We start from the raw sequence: 18,282 nt of genomic DNA, 5'->3' as shown, positions 1-18,282 counted from the left end.
CATAATAATTATCTTTTTTATTATAACGAAGTACAGCATCACTTAATTGATCGGCAAGGTTTTTATAACGCTCTTCCTTATACATTTCATAAGCACGATATAATTGTTCTATAATACGAAGATCATCTATAAGTGCATTTGTAGCTGACTGCCTCTCTCCCTTTTCAGAGAGTTTCCATAAAACGATATGATTCTTATATACGAAATTATCTTGAATAACCTTTACTTGCTCATCAAATAACGCCTGGTCATCTTTATCAAGTGTATATTGTAACCATAATCCCGCCGATTCTGATAAAGCTTCACGTCCCTTCGCTTCACCCGTACCTGCCTTAGTATCTACTAAACGATACGTGGCAAGCGTTCCATTTTCATTCACCATATGTCTTAAAATAAAATTTTCTGTACGGTTTCCTTGTAAAGCTGACCAAAATACAATTCCACCTAAAGCGATTAAGAAGATAACTCCAATCCCTATATATAAACGTTTCCGCAATCTTTTCACCTCCCTAGTAAGGCTAACCTTAATTTTATCAGAACATACATAAATTTAAAAAAGACAATCTATTAGATTGTCTCCCCCATTTCTATCCCCCACAAACCTCTTTAGAAGGTTTATATAGCGATTGTACAAGTCGATCATATTCACGACGTGTAATTTCTTTATTATATAGCTTCAATAATAAATCTCTATGCTCTTTTGAAAATGCCATCTTTTTAATGACTTCAGGATACATAAAACACCCTCTCCATTTCACATAAACTTCTTTTTCGAAAAACAGAACTTATGTTCGCATAAAAGATTATAAAAGATTCCTGCGCAAAAAACAAACAAAATATAAGCAACTACTTATTTCTTTCTATTCAAAATATTACAACATTATATTATTATATTCACTTTTTAAATACATATATATTTTTGGTAGTTTTTTTGAATAAATCTTCCAATTCAATCAGAAAATAATGGCAAAAAAGAAGAGGAGTTTACATATGGATACGGTAACATTAGCAAGAGCATTTTTTGGTTCTTCATTAGCATTCCACATTATCTTTGCAACACTTGGCGTTGGACTTTCATTGATGATTTTTATAAGCGAAATACTCTATCACTGGAAGAAAGACTCCGACTATGCCATTATGGCGAAAAGATGGACAAAGGCGTTTGCTATTCTTCTCGGTGTAGCAATTCCAACTGGAACAATTGTCGGTGTGCAAATCTCACTTCTTTGGCCTGGTTTTGCCAAAATTGTTGGGCAAGTTATTTCTGTTCCCTTCCAAATTGAGATTTTTGCCTTCTTTTTGGAGGCTTTATTCATGTCGATTTACGTATATGCAGCCGATAAACTTCCTCCATTTATGAGATTAATCTCGCTATTTTTCGTCATGCTTGGTGCCACGGCATCCGCCGTTCTTATTACATCAGCAAATACATGGATGAATACACCAGCAGGATTTTCAATGAATCCAGATGGATCTGTTTTTAACGTTGATCCTTGGAAAGCTTTCTTTAATCCGAGTTTTGGCACAAGTGCATTCCATGTCGTTATTACGGCTTATGCAACTGGTGCGGCTGTCATTGCTTCTATCGCTGGATTTAAATTATTGAAGAAAAATTTAAGTACACGTGAAATTGCTTATCATAAAAAGGGGCTACTATTAGGGCTTGTCGTGACATTTATTACAGGCGCTACGATGTGGCTTTCAGGGCACGAATCGGCAATCGCCCTACATAAACACTCACCTGAAAAACTTGCATCTGCTGAAGCTTTATTTGAAACGACATCACACGCACCGCTATCCATTGGCGGGATTGTGGATCCTAATACGCTTGAACTAAACTATGCACTTGAAATTCCAAACATGCTTAGCTTATTAGTGGGACTAGACCCTAGCACTGTCGTAAAAGGTCTAAATGAATTCCCACAAGAAACATGGCCACCATTTTATACACATACACTGTTCAACTTAATGGTCGGCACTGCTGCGTTTACCTTTGCAGTTGCAGCAATTGCTCTCTTATATTGGTACTTTGTTTACCGAAAAAAGGGGACAGAACTACCGAAGTGGCTACTTTGGGGGGCTGCCGCATGCGGACCAATTATGATGCTCGGTATTGAATTCGGATGGATTTTCAGTTGTAGCGGTCGTCAGCCATGGACAATTTATGGTATGCAACGTACAGTCGATGCTTCTACTCGCGCTGATTTCGTCGGTCCTTTATTTGTTTTATTCATCATTTTATATATTGGACTCGCTATTTTAACAGTCTTTGTTCTACGGACATTCTTTAGAAGACATCCATTAAAGAATGATTTACAACACCAAGGAGGCGATTCTCGTGCATGAGGAAAGTATTGCAATCATCATCTTATGGGCCCTTATTTTCGTATACAGTATATTAGGGTCCATCGATTTTGGAGCTGGTTTTTGGGGCATGGTATACGCAAAACATCCAACGCTCGCTGCCAAACTTGCCAATCGGTACTTATCACCAACTTGGGAAGTAACAAATACGTTTCTCGTTTTCGTCGTTGTCGCATTTCTCGGCTTCTTTCCGAAAGCGGCCTTTACTCTTGCAACCGTTATGTTCGTACCAGTTATGTTAATTTTAGTACTCGTTGCAGTACGTAGTACATTTATGGTATTTGCTTACTCCTTGCCAAAATATCAGTACCTTCTTCGGGTTATTTCAGGTATTACTGGTCTCTTAATTCCAGCACTATTAATTACCGTTTTACCCGTTACAGAGGGAGCGTATATTACAATGTCTGAAGGAAGAGAAGTACTCCTGTATGGAAAACTTCTTTCTAGCCCGGTTATCTATTGTTATATGCTCTTCGGACTAACGTCTGAACTATTTCTCTCCTCTCTCTTTCTTGCTGATTTTGCGAGAGAGCAAGGTTCAGAAGATGCATACAAACTTTATAGAAGGAATGCCATCATACTTGGCCCTGCAACACTTGTTACGGCGATTATCGCTCTCGTTGTAATGGATCCAGAAACACATTGGCTTATGCAAGGATTAATAAAGCAATTCCCATGGTTTACAGTTTCTATTGTTCTATTCGTTATCGGATACTCGTCCCTTTGGTGGACAAACAAGAAGTATAACACACTAGGATTCCCTCGCATTGCTGTTTTAGCTGTCGTCGCTCAATATGCATTTGCAAGCTATGCTTACGGGGTCGCGCATTTACCGTATATTATTTACCCTGACGTAACTGTATTTACAAGCTTTACAACGAAAGAAACGTTCTATGCACTGCTCATTCTATACGCAATTGGGATTGCAATTTTATTACCAGGATTTATTTTCTTCTGGAATTTATTCTTGAAGGATCGTACTTTTTTGAAGGAAAAATAATATAGCCTTGGAGTCTGTTCCAAAAGGTATTTTGGGATAGACTCCTCTTGTTATATTTTGTCGTTAAGTCGATATATTTTAAAAATTTCTGATATAAATCTCATTTCCTACCTTACTGCCCAATCGATTTATAGACTCCTATCACAATAGTTATTTCACTACTAGTGACACTTGTCCTTTAGCATGAAAAACACATATTCGCTTCATCTCGTTATACGTCTAGTTCTTCTTATTTTTTGCTGAATATACTACCAATATAAACTTGAGACAAGCTACATCTGTTTAAGGGAAAATAGAAAGGTAGGCAAAATATGAGCATTGAAATATGGATTACTATTATTGTATTCTTCTTAACAATGATTGTTATCTTTTGGCGGCCTCGAGGTTTAAATGAGGCGTGGCCAGCAGCAATCGGTGCTGGCATTATCCTAATTACTGGACTTGTGTCAAAACCAGACGTCATAGATATTGTTAGTAAAATAGGAGGAGCCTCCATAACAATATTAGCGACTATTGTTATGGCAGTTATATTAGAAAGCTTCGGCTTCTTCCATTGGTCCGCAGCGAAACTAGCAAATTTAGCAAAAGGGTCCGGTCACCGTTTATACTGGTATATTCAATTACTATGTTTTCTTATGACTCTTTTATTTAATAACGACGGCAGTATTTTAATTACAACTCCAATTTTAATTCTTCTTCTAAAAAACCTTCAATTAAAACCACATCAACAAATTCCTTATTTATTAAGTGGCGCTTTAATCGCTACTGCGTCTAGTGCACCAATTGGTGTAAGTAATATCGTAAACTTAATTGCATTAAATATCGTTAATATGACTCTTTATATGCATACTGCTATGATGTTTGTACCTGCAACATTAGGCTTATTATTTATGTCATGGCTCATGTATACAGTTTTGAAGAAAAAACTTCCGAAAAAATTACCTGTTTCTTCATATGATATTGAAGAAATTTTTTTCACGAAAAACTTCCATCCACTAAAAGGAAATAATTCTGTTGATACGAAACAAAAACGGACAAGATTCATGTTAAAAGTATTAGGTTTTGTCTTCCTTATGCGCTGTCTTCTATTCGTTGCATCCTTCTTATCCATACCAATTGAAATCGTTGCGGTACTCGGTTCACTCGTTCTTCTCATTTGGAGATGGTACTACTTACGAACAAATCCTGTCGACATTTTGAAAAAGACACCGTGGCACATTTTAATTTTCGCCTTCTCTATGTACGTCATTATTTACGGACTCCACAACGCAGGATTAACAGCTGCACTTGTACAATGGCTCGAGCCAGTTGTGAATCAGCATCTACTCTATGCTAGCTTTGCGATGGGCGGACTTGTATCCATCCTCTCTAACGTCTTCAATAACCATCCTGCCCTTATGATTGGTACGATCACATTAACAGAAATGGGACTAGATCCAGTCACATTAAAAACAATCTATCTCGCAAACATCATTGGTAGTGACATCGGTTCACTATTACTACCAATTGGTACGCTAGCTTCACTCATTTGGATGTATATTCTGAAACAAAACAAAATTAAAGTAAAATGGAAAGACTATTTAAGTGTATCCCTTATCGTTATCCCGCTCACAACAGTCGTCACACTATTCCTCTTATTCTACTGGGTACACCTCTTCTTTGCCTTATAAAGTGAAACTTTAATCAGTGGGGGTTTTGTTCATCCCCCACTGATTATTAGCCCTAACCAATCGGGCTTTTACGGGCAGCCCGACCCCGACCTAACTTCTTTGCTTCCGCTGAATTTTGAGGTGGGGGTCTTACTGCCCACAAATAGCGGGATAAACAACAGAATCCCCATTTGCTACCGTCTTAGCAAATGGGGATTCTTCTATAATAAAGTTAGGTACTACAGTGTGATCAATCAAGTAAAGAGGTGTAACGTGTTATTGATATAAATGACTACCAGCTTCTTTAAATTCTTCTGCTTTCTCTTTCATTCCTTTTTCAATTGCTTCTGTCGTTTCTAAATCATTTTCTTTTGCATATTCACGAATATCATGTGAAATTCTCATACTACAAAACTTCGGTCCACACATTGAACAGAAGTGAGCTGTCTTTGCCCCTTCTGCAGGCAACGTTTCATCGTGATATTCCATCGCACGTTCAGGATCTAAAGATAGATTAAATTGATCGCGCCAACGGAATTCGAAGCGTGCTTTTGAAAGTGCATCATCACGCTGATGAGCCGTTTTATGTCCTTTCGCAAGATCAGCCGCATGCGCTGCAATTTTGTACGTAATAACACCCGTGCGTACATCATCTTTATTCGGTAAACCTAAATGTTCTTTCGGCGTTACATAACAAAGCATCGCCGTTCCAAACCAACCGATCATCGCAGCTCCAATCGCCGATGTAATATGGTCATAACCTGGTGCAATATCTGTCGTTAGTGGCCCAAGTGTGTAAAACGGCGCGCCCTGACAAATATCAAGCTCTTTCTCCATATTTTCTTTAATTAAGTGCATCGGTACGTGTCCAGGTCCTTCGATCATAACTTGCACATCATGTTTCCAAGCAATTTTGGTTAATTCACCAAGTGTTTCAAGCTCAGAAAACTGTGCTTCATCATTTGCATCTGCAATAGACCCTGGACGTAATCCATCTCCAAGAGAGAACGAAACATCGTACTGTTTCATAATTTCACAAATCTCTTCAAAATGAGTATATAGGAAGTTTTCTTTATGATGGAATAAACACCACTGCGCCATAATCGAACCACCGCGTGAAACGATACCTGTCGTACGCTTTGCCGTGATTGGAATGTAACGAAGCAATACACCAGCGTGAATCGTAAAGTAATCAACGCCTTGCTCCGCCTGCTCAATTAACGTATCACGATATACTTCCCACGTTAAATCTTCTGCAATTCCGTTTACTTTTTCCAGCGCTTGATAGATTGGTACAGTTCCAACTGGTACAGGCGCGTTACGAATAATCCACTCACGCGTCGTATGAATATTTTTACCTGTAGATAAATCCATAATCGTATCTGCACCCCAGCGAGTAGCCCACGTCATCTTCTCTACTTCTTCTGCAATAGAAGAAGATACAGCAGAGTTTCCGATATTTGCATTGACCTTCACATGGAAGTTACGCCCGATAATCATCGGTTCAGCTTCTGGATGATTAATATTCGCTGGTAAAATAGCACGGCCTTCTGCGATTTCCTTACGAACAAACTCCGGCTCTACCCCTTCACGAATCGCAACGTATTCCATCTCAGACGTAATAATGCCATTACGCGCATAGTGCATTTGCGTAACATTTGCACCTTGCTTTGCTCTAAGCGGCTTACGATCCATTTGCGGGAAAACAGGTGTATGTTTCGAAGCCACTTTCACACCGTCATCCTCTGGTTTTACTTCACGCCCTTCGTATGCTTCTACATCACCACGCCCCATAATCCAGGAGTGGCGCGGCGTTGGAATGCCTTTTTCCAGCTCGACCTTATACGCAGGATCTGTATAAGGACCGCTCGTATCATACACACGGATTGGTGGATTTGGGACGCCATTCGTTTCGCTTTGTTCAATCTCACGCATCGGCACTTTCATACCTTCTCGTGGTCCATCCACATATACTTTCTTACTCCCTGGTAAACTCGATTTCAATTCAATTTGCTCAGCTGAAACAGATTGTTTCATAAATTTTGTTGCCCCCCTGTTCGTGACAAGGACAAGATATGGCCAGCGCATGCCAAAATAAAAAGAGCCAGGTCCATAAAAAAATAAGGACCTGGCTCATAAAGACATCATTATGTAAAGCCGTTAACTTCCCTACGCTGGTACGAGCCAGATCAGGTCCAAAGGGTTAAGAAGTTCACGCGCTTCTCTCTCAGCCTACGCATACGTTAGGCACCCCTAGTTTATCACTGATTTAATTTTCAATACTTTCCCATCATACACTATAATCTGAAAAATTCAAAGTTTATTTCTTTTGTTTTTTATGGAATCATCCACGTTAAATAATATGCCTGTACATACGTCATAATACCAACAATAATTACGAAGAATAAACTATGCTTCACTGTAAAACGGAACAAATCCGATTCTTTTCCAGCAAGACCAACTGCTGCACAAGCGATGGCAATCGACTGCGGGGAAATCATTTTACCTGTTACACCGCCTGTTGTATTTGCTGCAACGAGAAGCACTTCAGATACGCCGACTTGCTGCGCTGTAATGGCTTGTAAATTTGAGAACAGTGCATTCGCAGACGTATCAGACCCTGTTAGGAATACGCCAATCCAGCCTAAGAATGGTGAGAAGAACGGGAATAGTCCGCCTGTTCCAGCTAATGCTAACGCTAACGTAGAAGATAGGCCAGAATAGTTTGCGATAAATGCAAACCCTAGTACAAATCCGATAGATAGAATTGGCATTTTTAATTCGTTTAACGTTTCTTTAAATGTCACTACTGCATCTTTTACATTCATTTTCAAAATAAACATGGAAATGATACAAGCAATTAAAATCGCTGTTCCAGTTGCCGATAATACATCAAACTTTAGAATTGCCTCGTAAGGCGTTGGTTTATTTACAATTGGCTCTGCTTTCATTACTAGATTATGCAGACCTGGAATTTCAAACTTAAATACAAGACTTTCTAAAGCCCCTCCTGGAGCAAATAATGCCTTAAAGAAATTTTGGCTCCAAATGACTACCATAACCGTTAATACGATAAATGGGGACCATGCCTTCACTACTTTTCCAAACGTTAATTTCGGCATCGATGCTGCTGTCGTTGTTGCTGCTACCTCATTATTTGCTTGCCCGGATTGATAAATTTCTTTCGGCTGCCAAACTTTTAAGAACAGTGCTAAACTCACTAAACTTACAAGTGCTGACGTAATATCCGGAAGTTCCGGTCCTAAGAACGTCGCTGTAATGAACTGCGTAATCGCAAATGAACTACCTGCTACAAGTAACGCAGGCCACGTTTGTCTTACCCCTTTAAATCCATCCATTAAAAATACGATAAAGAATGGAACAAATAATGATAGGAACGGTAATTGATGCCCAGCCATTTGTCCAATTTTATGTGGATCAATACCTGTTACTTGTCCAGCAACTGTAATCGGAATTCCCATCGCTCCGAACGCCACTGGTGCAGTATTTGCAATTAAACAAAGACCTGCTGCGTATAAAGGATTTAACCCAAGACCAGCAAGAAGCGCTGCTGTAATCGCTACTGGCGCTCCAAACCCTGCCGCTCCTTCTAAAAATGCTCCGAATGAAAATCCAATTAAAATAACGAGTAAACGATGATCGTTCGTAATCGATAATACCGATGCACGAATCACATCGAATTGACCTGTTTTTACAGAAATTTTATATAAAAATACCGACATAATGATAATCCAAGCAATTGGCCATAACCCGTACAAAAAACCGTACCCGGTTGCTGCCATTGCCATCGTGAACGGCATTTTATAAGCGAATAATGCTACTAAAACTGTAAGTACAACTGTAATAAATCCTGCCACATACCCCTTCATGCGAAAAACCGCCAAAGCTAAGAAAAAAAAGATAATCGGAATAAGTGCTACTGCTGCTGAAATCCAAATATTACCGAACGGATCATAAACTTGTGTCCATGTGTTCATTGTCCTCTCCCCCTAAAGAATCCCCTTTTAAATAAATACAATCTTATCAATAGACTATCAGGTCATCATACCTTTAAGCCTAAAAATAAAAAACGTTTAAGAAAACGTTTTCAACAACTTCCATTTATACTGTACCATAACAATTTCCATTAAAAAATATTTTTTTGAAAATTTTATCATTTAACAAAAAAATCTTACAAAATCGTCATGTTCTTGTAATGTTCATCGATAGAAAGCTTAACTAAATTATTGCATAATAATAGTATAACAACAGACATTATTCATGAGGTGATATATATGAACGGAAATAAAATATTAGCTGCGTTATCATACTTTAGTGTACTATTTGCCCCTATCTTATTCCCTATTATCGTTTGGATTGTAGGAGACGCTGAAACAAAGCCACACGCAAAACGTGCTCTATGGACACACATCATTCCAAGTATCGCTACATTTATCGGCTTAACCATTTTAGGAATTATGGGCATAGGATCTGACCAACCAGATGTAACACTTGGAATTGGAGCAATGATTGTCTTAGCTATTTGCGGAATCATCAGCTTATACTACTTCATCTGGAACATTGTAAAAGGAATTAAAGTACTGAAAGCTTAATTTTAAACAAACGTTTGTTTAAAAAAGGACCCTTGCAAATTGCAAGGGTCCTTTTCCCGATTAGTTACTTTATCTTCTGCGTTTCTTCTTTTTTCTCATCATTTTCTTTCGGCGCGTATTCACCTTATCCGCTATAATGTGGAGCGTACTTGCCACAACAATTCCCATTAAGAACGTTACAATTTCAACCTCATGTTTCTTCGCAATTTCTATTAAATTACCATCCAGTGCGATTACATTTAATAGGAATAAAAATGGAGAAAAGACGATTAACATGTACGCAATACGAATCACATCACCAAGTATAATCGTATGCGTAAAGAAAGATCGATGTGGCATTACTTTCTTATAAGGATACCAAAATATACGTAAGAAACCCCATTTGTTATAAGCATTACTGTACGTATCTAAATCTGGTGTTAAAAATGAAGTACCTACTAAAAAACCAATTGCAAAAGTTAATAAAAAATCAAAATTTGTTAATCCATACGAAAAGAGCAAAAACAAAACAACCGGAAGGGATATTAAGTTTATTTTCGTATGCGTTCTTCCTGATGGCATAATGCACTTCCTCGCTTACGTTCGTCCTGTCACCTTATGACAGATTTCACCTATTGACCTAATTTCTGATCGATAAATGTTGTGTCTATATCCGAACCAAACCATTCTGCCAACTTCACTCGTGCCTTATCTTTCACATCTTCATTGACGTATAACGACACCTGTATTAGTGCGGCCGTTAACGCCCCTAAATCATCCGTATAGCCAATTCCAGCAATGAAATCTGGAATCGCATCAATCGGTGCAATAAAATAAGCAAGTGCTCCAATTACAATAATTTTCACTCGTTTTGGAACATCGGGTCTTTGCAAAACGTAAAACAGTAATAAACTTGTATAAATGACCGACTGCCCTGCTTGCTTTGCAACATGTTTTACTTTCTTCCAAAACGCTTCAACTGAAAATTTTTGTTTCATGTAAAAGCCTCCCTATTTTTAAAAAGAAATAAGCTACAATATGTTATCAGTAAAAGTTCATGGAAATTACACAAAACCTATCAATGAACTTTCATTGTAACAAATAAACCAAAAAAGAACAAGTGTTCGTTAATTTTTACACAATTTCCTTCATATAATAGATTTCTAGATAACCCTTATCCACCTTCGTTTCTTATTTCTCAACAAAGAAATTTTCACTTCCACTTAACATTCTGCTCTATCTTTGTTATATTTTCTAGTTGACGGACATATAAACGAATGTTAAAGTTTTCTCTGGTAGTGACAAATCTTATACAAAAAATGTAAAATGTTATAGTGTTTCTCAGAAATGAATTTTGTTGTATAATACAGAAATGACGTTATGCTTATGAGCAACAAAAGAAACCAAAAGGGTATGCATAGTTATAGTCGTATATGGGTGAATATAGAACCTTTAATTATGGCCAAGAAAACTATGTATTTTTTATTTTAGCATTTTTCGCTCCAAAATCGACCAAGCCTGATAGAGAAAGGGTGGAAATGAATGAAAGAAACCTTGAAATCGCAATTTCAAAATGTGCGTTTCACTGTATTCGTAGCTTTAGCCTTATGGCTGAAAACTTACATTATTACACGCACAAGCTTTGATTTAAAACTTGAATCTTTCATGCAAGAATTCATTTTATTCCTTAGCCCATTAGCAGCATCATTACTGCTTGTTGGTCTTGCATTATTTGCAAAAGGGAAAAAACGTAACTATATAGCACTTGGAATTAACTTTGTCTTAACAATCGTTCTTGTTGGTAACGTAATGTTCTACGGATTCTACAATGACTTCGTTACTTTACCAGTACTCGGACAAACATCTAACTTCGGAAGTTTAGGTTCTAGTGTGAAAGAATTATTTAACTACAAAATTATTCTTGCATTCGCAGACATTATCGTATTCTTCGTTCTATTGAAGAAAATGAAAAACTTTGCACCTACAGAGCGTGTAGCACGCCCGATGCGTTCTCTATACTTCGTATCAACAGTTGCTATTTTCTTCGCAAACTTAGGACTTGCAGAAGCTGAACGCCCAGAACTATTAACACGTTCATTCGACCGCGTTATGCTTGTTAAAAACTTAGGATTATATGTACACCAAGTATACGATCTTGGCTTACAAGCGAAATCAAGTTCACAAAAAGCATTCGCTGACGGTAGTAAATTACAAGAAACAGAAAACTACGTGAAAACAACACAAAGTAAACCAGATCCAAATATGTTCGGTACTGCAAAAGGGAAAAACGTAATTGTTGTCTCTCTTGAGTCATTACAAACATTCTTAATTGGCGCAACAGTTAACGGACAAGAAGTTACACCGTTCTTAAACCAATTTACGAAAGAAAGTTATTACTTTGATAACTTCTTCCATCAAACTGGGCAAGGTAAAACATCTGATGCTGAATTCCTAGTAGATACTTCTTTATATCCACTAGACCGCGGTGCTGTATTCTTCACACACGGTAACAATGAATATACAGCAACTCCAGAAATTTTACGTCAGCAAGGGTATCACACGTCGGTATTCCACGCAAACAACGCAACATTCTGGAACCGTAACATTATGTATCCAGCACTTGGTTATGATCGTTACTACAACGAGCTTGATTACAAGATTACGCCGGAAACAAAATTAAACTGGGGATTAAAAGATATCGAATACTTCGATCAATCTATTGATATGTTGAAAGAAGTGAAGCAACCATTCTATACTCGCTTCCTTACTTTAACGAATCATTACCCATTCACTTACGATGACAGTACAAAATTAATCGACGAATATAATTCTGGTGATGGAGTATTTGACCGTTACATGGTAACTGCTCGTTACTTAGACGAAGCAATGAAACACTTTATTGAGCGTCTAAAAGCAGAAGGTATTTACGACAACTCAGTAATCGTATTCTACGGTGATCACTACGGTATTTCTGAAAACCATAACCGTGCAATGGCACAGTTCTTAGGAAAAGAAGAAATCACTGCATTTGACCATATGAACTTACAAAAAACACCGATGTTTATTCACGTTCCAGGTCAAAAAGAAGGTAAAACAATTTCGAAACCAACTGGTGAAATTGATATTAAACCAACTATTCTAAACTTACTTGGTGTAGATTCTACAAATGACGTTCGATTCGGTCATGATGTATTCTCACCTGATAATAAAGGATTTGTTGTTCTTCGTGACGGTAGCTTCATTACAGATAAATACATGTACACAAACAGTACATTCTACGACCGTGCTACTGGCGAAGTTGTACAATTACCGAAAGAAGAATCTCAACCACTAATTGATCGTGCCCAAAATGAATTGCACATGTCTGATAAAATCATTGAAGGTGACTTACTTCGCTTCTCTGAAAGTAATAAGATCAAAACTGGTGAAGTAAAAACAGCTATTAAAGAAGAAAAGAAGAGCGCTGAGTAATCTCAGCCTCTTTTTTTATTTTCTTCCATACAACTGCTTATATTCATTAACTTTAAAATTACATAACCTTTACCAAATATTCACATAGGGTTAATGAAGAATCTCTATAATAAAATATGTAAACAAGGTTCTACATATTTCTTACCTCTCATCTTTCGTAAGATCCCTTAAAGAAATGTGTAAATCTCTTGTTTCTACTTTCTTATAATTGTCTTTCAACATGTTTTGTTTCCATACACAAAGCATTCAACGAGACAATGTCCCTATGAAAGATAGCTACCCTCCTTGTGCAGCATTCCATAAGAATGTTGCTTTTTTTTATTTAAAAGCAGGATTCTCATTTCTTATTTTCGAATTTGTATATACAAAATGCTGTAAAGTGAAACTTTAATCAGCCCGTTAATGCGGGGGAAATCGTCCTTACTTCTCTATGATTTACAAATACATATACGGTCATATATAGAGAATTGCTTACATAAAAATTACTATAGTGATTTTTATCTCGCATGAATGAAAGTTTCACGTTATTTACGTACTTACGAAAGGATGGGACGGAAATTGGCATACGAAAAATTTGTACTTTGGAATGATGAAGTTATTGATACAACAAAACAACAAACGTACATAGAACTTGAAGAAAGAGGTTTGCAATTCGGAGATGGTGTCTACGAGGTTATTCGCCTATATAAAGGGAACTTTCACTTATTAGATCCGCACATAACAAGATTATATCGATCCATGGAAGAAGTAGAATTATCGCTCCCTTTCTCAAAAGCTGAACTCATCACTTTACTTTACAAATTAATTGAACGAAACCATTTCCACGAAGATGGCACAATTTATTTGCAAGTATCTCGCGGTGTACAAGCTCGCACACATGTATTTTCATATGACACCCCTCCGACAATTTATGCCTATATTACAAAAAAAGAAAGACCAGCATTATGGATTGAATATGGTATACGCGCTATATCAGAACCTGATACTCGATGGCTACGCTGTGACATTAAATCATTAAATTTATTACCAAACGTACTAGCTGCTACGAAAGCTGAACGTAAAGGCTGTAAAGAGGCACTTCTCATAAGGAATGGTATCGTAACGGAAGGAAGCCATTCCAACTTCTTTTTAATTAAAAACAGAACTCTTTACACACATCCAGCCAATCACCTTATTCTAAATGGCATTATTCGTCAATATGTCCTTTCTTTAGCGAATACTCTTCACATTCCTGTACAGGAAGAACTTTTCAGCGTTCGTGACGTTTATCAAGCAGATGAATGCTTTTTTACAGGCACAACGATTGAAATTTTACCAATGACCCACCTTGATGGAACCGCGATTCAAGATGGGCAAGTTGGGCCTATCACCAAAAAACTGCAAAAATCTTTTAATCAAATCTTGTTACAATCCAATATGGCATCTTCTTAAACACGAATAATTTCTGTCCTTTCATATTCAATATATACATTTAAATGGAAATCAAGGTGTAAATTTATGCCTTGATTTTTTTTTGTAATCTTTTTGTCATATTCAGATTCCTACATAAGTCTTGACAGTAATCGACATGCTCTTTAGAATTTTTAACAGTTGGTAAATATTTCTTCACTACATTACAGACAGAAAGGAATCGACAAATTATGAAAAAGTATCTTGCCGGTCTTGCGGCAGTGTCTGTAGCAGGAGGAGCAGCACCTACACTTGATAGTGTTCAAGCTGCACCTGAACAAAATACACAAAAAGCTGCTACAACTGTCCAAGCTTCTGCATCAAACGACTCATCTTATAAGGTAAACGCGAGCGTATTACATGTTCGTGCGGGATCAAGCATTTCTCACGACATCATCTCACGCGTTTATAACGGTCAATCACTAAACGTGATTGGCGAAGAAAATGGTTGGTTCAAAATTAACATTAACGGAAAAACAGGCTTTGTTAGTGGCGAATTTGTATCAAAAAGTGGAGCAACAAACAACAATGTAAGCACAGGCGGAAACAATAAAGTTACTGCTGATGTATTACGTGTACGTACAGCTCCTAACACTTCTAGTTCTGTTTCTGGACGTGTATATGCAGGACAAACATTAAACGTAATTGGACAAGAAAATGGTTGGGTGAAAATTAACCATAATGGTCAAGTAGGTTATGTAAGTGGCGAATTCGTATCTGGCGTTTCTTCTAATGCGGGTTCTTCAAACAACAATACGAATAATAACAATAACAACCAAGAAGTAAAACCAGCAAGCGGAAACTATACAGTAAATGTATCTTCCCTTCGTGTTCGTACAGGTCCTAGTACTTCTCACACAACTGTAGGTTCTGTTACAAAAGGACAAGTAGTACAAGTTGTTGGCGAAGTTCAAGATTGGTTCAAAATCAATTACGCAGGACAAACTGCTTATATAAGCAAAGACTACGTAACAAAAGGCGGTTCTAACGAAAACGTTACAGAAGGCAACAAACAAGAGCAAAACAATAATAATGGAACTATTCAAACTGGCGGTTCTTACGTGGTTAACGCTACATCTTTACGTGTTCGTACAGGCCCTGCTGCTTACCATAGTGTAATTGGTGGTGTTTTAAACGGTACAACATTAAACGTAGTTGGATCTGAAAACGGTTGGTTTAAAGTAAATTACCAAGGAAAAACAGGCTTTGTTAGTAGCGAATTTGTAAAATTCGTTAAAGGTGGTACTACTACTCCTGAGCAACCAAAACAACCTGAAAAACCTAACCAAGGTGCAATTGGCGACTACTACATTAATGCTTCTGCACTAAATGTACGTAGCGGCGAAGGTACAAATTATAGAATCATAGGTGCACTTCCACAAGGACAGAAGGTTCAAGTAATCTCTGAAAACTCTGGATGGAGCAAAATTAACTACAACGGTCAAACTGGTTATATCGGAACACGTTACCTATCTAAAACACCAGTTGGAGGCGCAGTAGATAATAAGCCTAACAATAACCAAAATAACAATCAAAACAATAACAACAATAATAATACAGGCAATAATAGTGGCGACAGTTCTTCCGTACTTGCATATGCAAAATCAATGCAAGGTGTACCATACGTTTGGGGCGGAACTTCTGCTAACGGCGTAGACTGCAGTGGCTACATCTACCATGTATTTAAGAAATCTGGTCATAACATTAGCCGTCAAAGTGTTGCGGGATATTGGAGTAGCCTACCAAAAACTTCAAGTCCACAACCTGGTGACTTAATTTATTTCCAAAACACTTATAAATCTGGTCCTTCTCACATGGGTATTTACCTTGGGGGCGGATCATTTATCCAAGCTGGAGATAAAGGTGTAGCAATCGCTTCATTAAGTAACTCTTATTGGAAGAGCCACTTCTTAGGATACACGAAAGCACCTTAATTAATAGTTTCAAAGCCTTCTAGTTTACTAGAAGGCTTTTTTGTTACGAGTTCAACACATTACTCCCTTTCCCCTAGTTTCTCTCTACAAAAATAATGTATCCATTCTTCTATTTCATACACTTTATTCTGCAAAAACAATGCATAACGTTATCATAATGTATATATTTTCATAAAAAACATAACCTATTTCATGTCTATTTATTTTATATGTGTTTTTTTGAAGAATTTTCTTTTTATTTAAACTTTTCATTAGACGTTTGACCTCCGATGTCCATTATGATAAGTTACTTAAGATGTTATATTCGTAAATGTATAGACAACTGGTTTATACACTGTTTTTACTATGAGGAAGGAGCATAACTGCATGAATCTTTTATGGGGAATTGGCGGCGTGATTGGAGTATTAGCAATTGCTTTCTTACTATCTTCCAACCGCAAAGCTATTAATTGGCGCACAATTTTAATTGCGCTAGCATTACAAATGTCATTTTCATTTATCGTATTACGATGGGATGCTGGTAAAGCAGGTTTAAAACACGCTGCTGACGGTGTTCAAGGATTAATTAATTTTTCTTACGAGGGAATTAAGTTCGTTGCTGGGGATTTAGTCAACGCAAAAGGACCTTGGGGATTTGTATTCTTTATTCAAGCACTACTTCCAATCGTATTTATTAGTTCATTAGTAGCAATCTTATATCATTTCGGTATTATGCAGAAATTTGTTAGCGTCGTTGGTGGTGCATTAAGTAAACTTCTTGGAACTTCTAAAGCAGAAAGCTTAAACTCAGTAACGACTGTATTTTTAGGACAAACTGAAGCTCCAATCTTAATTAAACCTTACTTAGCACGCTTAACAAATAGTGAATTCTTCACTATTATGGTAAGCGGTATGACAGCTGTTGCCGGATCAGTTCTTGTCGGCTATGCAGCAATGGGTATTCCGTTAGAGCACTTATTAGCAGCTGCAATTATGGCAGCTCCATCAAGCTTATTAATTGCGAAACTAATCATGCCAGAGACAGAAAAAGTAGATAATAACGTTGAACTTTCTACAGAACGTGAAGACGCAAACGTTATCGACGCAGCTGCACGTGGTGCATCTGAAGGTATGCAACTTGTTATTAACGTAGCAGCAATGTTAATGGCTTTCATTGCATTAATCGCTTTATTAAATGGTCTATTAGGATTAGTTGGGTCTTTATTCCATATTAAACTTAGCCTTGATTTAATCTTCGGTTACTTATTATCACCATTTGCAATCTTAATCGGGGTTTCTCCAGGTGAAGCTGTACAAGCAGCAAGCTTTATCGGTCAAAAACTTGCAATCAACGAATTCGTTGCATACGCAAACTTAGGACCACATATGGCAGAGTTCTCTGACAAAACAAATCTAATTTTAACATTCGCAATCTGTGGATTCGCAAACTTCTCTTCTATTGCAATTCAATTAGGTGTAACAGGAACGCTAGCTCCTACTCGCCGTAAACAAATTGCACAATTAGGGATTAAAGCAGTTATCGCTGGTACATTAGCTAACTTCTTAAATGCAGCAGTTGCAGGTATGATGTTCCTATAAACTTATATAGAGTCTTCTCTTTCTCCAAGAGAAGACTTTTTTCATGCACTCCAAACGCCTTTTATGTATCTATCAATCACCTTACCCCAAATATGAGGACATTATGATACAATAATGTTTAAGTCTTTTTATTTTTCTTATGAAAATAGAGATACTACTTGTTGTTGCCCTTCAAAAGAATTTAACGACATAGTCAATTTCTTAATAATTGCGCATACTACAAGTATCTATGGATGAAATAGCTT

Annotated in this window: 13 protein-coding genes, 1 pseudogene and 1 riboswitch; of the genes and pseudogenes, 8 read left to right on the top strand and 6 right to left on the bottom strand. The window is 37.3% G+C overall.

The annotated features are described in order from the left end of the window. Both MR160_RS16520 and MR160_RS16515 read right to left on the bottom strand, forming a co-directional pair. Positions 1-496, bottom strand: a pseudogene (locus MR160_RS16520) (glycosyl hydrolase family 8); the annotation flags it as partial. A gap of 91 nt (positions 497-587) precedes the next feature. Continuing rightward, positions 588-737 carry a hypothetical protein gene (locus MR160_RS16515; protein ID WP_000283180.1) on the bottom strand — a complete coding sequence of 50 codons (150 nt, stop codon included), beginning with the start codon at positions 735-737 and terminating at the stop codon, positions 588-590. A 253-nt stretch (positions 738-990) separates the two neighbouring features. Between MR160_RS16515 and cydA the strand changes: the two genes are divergently transcribed. The 3 genes from cydA (at position 991) to MR160_RS16500 (ending at position 5,034) form a co-directional block, all read left to right on the top strand. Next, positions 991-2,346 carry a cytochrome ubiquinol oxidase subunit I gene (cydA, locus tag MR160_RS16510; RefSeq protein WP_000381974.1) on the top strand — a complete coding sequence of 452 codons (1,356 nt, stop codon included), beginning with the start codon at positions 991-993 and terminating at the stop codon, positions 2,344-2,346. Then, complete coding sequence (locus tag MR160_RS16505) at positions 2,339-3,364, top strand: cytochrome d ubiquinol oxidase subunit II (protein ID WP_000544189.1); 1,026 nt, start codon at positions 2,339-2,341, stop codon at positions 3,362-3,364. The genes cydA and MR160_RS16505 overlap by 8 nt, the downstream gene beginning before the upstream one ends. 311 nt (positions 3,365-3,675) lie before the next feature. Further along, on the top strand, positions 3,676-5,034 hold the full coding sequence (locus MR160_RS16500) for an arsenic transporter (RefSeq protein ID WP_000021125.1): 1,359 nt from the start codon (positions 3,676-3,678) through the stop codon (positions 5,032-5,034). A 255-nt stretch (positions 5,035-5,289) separates the two neighbouring features. Here MR160_RS16500 and thiC read toward each other — a convergent pair whose 3' ends face one another. Next, entirely contained in the window at positions 5,290-7,050 is a 1,761-nt protein-coding gene (gene thiC / locus MR160_RS16495; RefSeq protein ID WP_000814477.1) for a phosphomethylpyrimidine synthase ThiC, read from the bottom strand. 112 nt (positions 7,051-7,162) lie between these two features. Then, positions 7,163-7,278, bottom strand: a riboswitch (TPP riboswitch). Positions 7,279-7,349: 71 nt separating this feature from the next. Further along, positions 7,350-9,011: an L-lactate permease gene (gene lldP, locus MR160_RS16490; protein ID WP_001099345.1), complete on the bottom strand. Its 1,662-nt coding sequence runs from the start codon at positions 9,009-9,011 to the stop codon at positions 7,350-7,352. A gap of 297 nt (positions 9,012-9,308) precedes the next feature. Between lldP and MR160_RS16485 the strand changes: the two genes are divergently transcribed. Then, the gene (locus MR160_RS16485; RefSeq protein WP_001014091.1) at positions 9,309-9,626 is read left to right on the top strand and encodes a magnetosome magnetite crystal formation protein family; all 318 of its coding nucleotides are present in this window, start codon (positions 9,309-9,311) and stop codon (positions 9,624-9,626) included. Between the two features lie 69 nt (positions 9,627-9,695). Here MR160_RS16485 and MR160_RS16480 read toward each other — a convergent pair whose 3' ends face one another. Beyond that, complete coding sequence (locus tag MR160_RS16480) at positions 9,696-10,187, bottom strand: metal-binding protein (protein WP_001139059.1); 492 nt, start codon at positions 10,185-10,187, stop codon at positions 9,696-9,698. 50 nt (positions 10,188-10,237) lie between these two features. Further along, positions 10,238-10,603, bottom strand: a complete 366-nt coding sequence (locus tag MR160_RS16475; protein WP_000810378.1) for a YkvA family protein — start codon at positions 10,601-10,603, stop codon at positions 10,238-10,240. Positions 10,604-11,147: 544 nt separating this feature from the next. Here MR160_RS16475 and MR160_RS16470 point away from each other — a divergent pair. The 4 genes from MR160_RS16470 to MR160_RS16455 all read left to right on the top strand — a co-directional run bounded on the left by MR160_RS16470 (position 11,148) and on the right by MR160_RS16455 (position 18,037). After that, entirely contained in the window at positions 11,148-13,076 is a 1,929-nt protein-coding gene (locus MR160_RS16470; RefSeq protein WP_000665344.1) for an LTA synthase family protein, read from the top strand. A 546-nt stretch (positions 13,077-13,622) separates the two neighbouring features. Next, positions 13,623-14,507 carry a D-amino-acid transaminase gene (locus tag MR160_RS16465; RefSeq protein ID WP_079997269.1) on the top strand — a complete coding sequence of 295 codons (885 nt, stop codon included), beginning with the start codon at positions 13,623-13,625 and terminating at the stop codon, positions 14,505-14,507. A 209-nt stretch (positions 14,508-14,716) separates the two neighbouring features. Continuing rightward, the gene (locus MR160_RS16460; RefSeq protein ID WP_150158329.1) at positions 14,717-16,459 is read left to right on the top strand and encodes a C40 family peptidase; all 1,743 of its coding nucleotides are present in this window, start codon (positions 14,717-14,719) and stop codon (positions 16,457-16,459) included. A 366-nt stretch (positions 16,460-16,825) separates the two neighbouring features. After that, positions 16,826-18,037 (top strand): NupC/NupG family nucleoside CNT transporter, encoded by a 1,212-nt coding sequence (locus MR160_RS16455; protein ID WP_001051018.1) that lies wholly within the window; start codon positions 16,826-16,828, stop codon positions 18,035-18,037. The last annotated feature ends 245 nt before the right edge of the window (positions 18,038-18,282 follow it).

The sequence above is a fragment of the Bacillus cereus group sp. BfR-BA-01382 genome, from assembly GCF_022663475.1.
Taxonomy (GTDB): Bacteria; Bacillota; Bacilli; order Bacillales; family Bacillaceae_G; genus Bacillus_A; species Bacillus_A thuringiensis_S.
The sequence above is the reverse complement of the archived record's forward strand: the minus strand, read 5'-3'. Positions and strand labels throughout refer to the sequence as shown.

What these genes read in the sequence shown, in the direction of transcription:
- cydA (WP_000381974.1), top strand. Translation starts at nt 991, where the DNA reads ATGGATACGGTAACATTAGCAAGAGCATTTTTTGGTTCTTCATTAGCA.
- MR160_RS16485 (WP_001014091.1), top strand. Translation starts at nt 9,309, where the DNA reads ATGAACGGAAATAAAATATTAGCTGCGTTATCATACTTTAGTGTACTA.
- MR160_RS16465 (WP_079997269.1), top strand. Translation starts at nt 13,623, where the DNA reads ATGGGACGGAAATTGGCATACGAAAAATTTGTACTTTGGAATGATGAA.
- MR160_RS16500 (WP_000021125.1), top strand. Translation starts at nt 3,676, where the DNA reads ATGAGCATTGAAATATGGATTACTATTATTGTATTCTTCTTAACAATG.
- lldP (WP_001099345.1), bottom strand. Translation starts at nt 9,011, where the DNA reads ATGAACACATGGACACAAGTTTATGATCCGTTCGGTAATATTTGGATT.
- MR160_RS16475 (WP_000810378.1), bottom strand. Translation starts at nt 10,603, where the DNA reads ATGAAACAAAAATTTTCAGTTGAAGCGTTTTGGAAGAAAGTAAAACAT.
- MR160_RS16460 (WP_150158329.1), top strand. Translation starts at nt 14,717, where the DNA reads ATGAAAAAGTATCTTGCCGGTCTTGCGGCAGTGTCTGTAGCAGGAGGA.
- MR160_RS16480 (WP_001139059.1), bottom strand. Translation starts at nt 10,187, where the DNA reads ATGCCATCAGGAAGAACGCATACGAAAATAAACTTAATATCCCTTCCG.
- MR160_RS16470 (WP_000665344.1), top strand. Translation starts at nt 11,148, where the DNA reads ATGAAAGAAACCTTGAAATCGCAATTTCAAAATGTGCGTTTCACTGTA.
- MR160_RS16455 (WP_001051018.1), top strand. Translation starts at nt 16,826, where the DNA reads ATGAATCTTTTATGGGGAATTGGCGGCGTGATTGGAGTATTAGCAATT.
- thiC (WP_000814477.1), bottom strand. Translation starts at nt 7,050, where the DNA reads ATGAAACAATCTGTTTCAGCTGAGCAAATTGAATTGAAATCGAGTTTA.
- MR160_RS16515 (WP_000283180.1), bottom strand. Translation starts at nt 737, where the DNA reads ATGTATCCTGAAGTCATTAAAAAGATGGCATTTTCAAAAGAGCATAGA.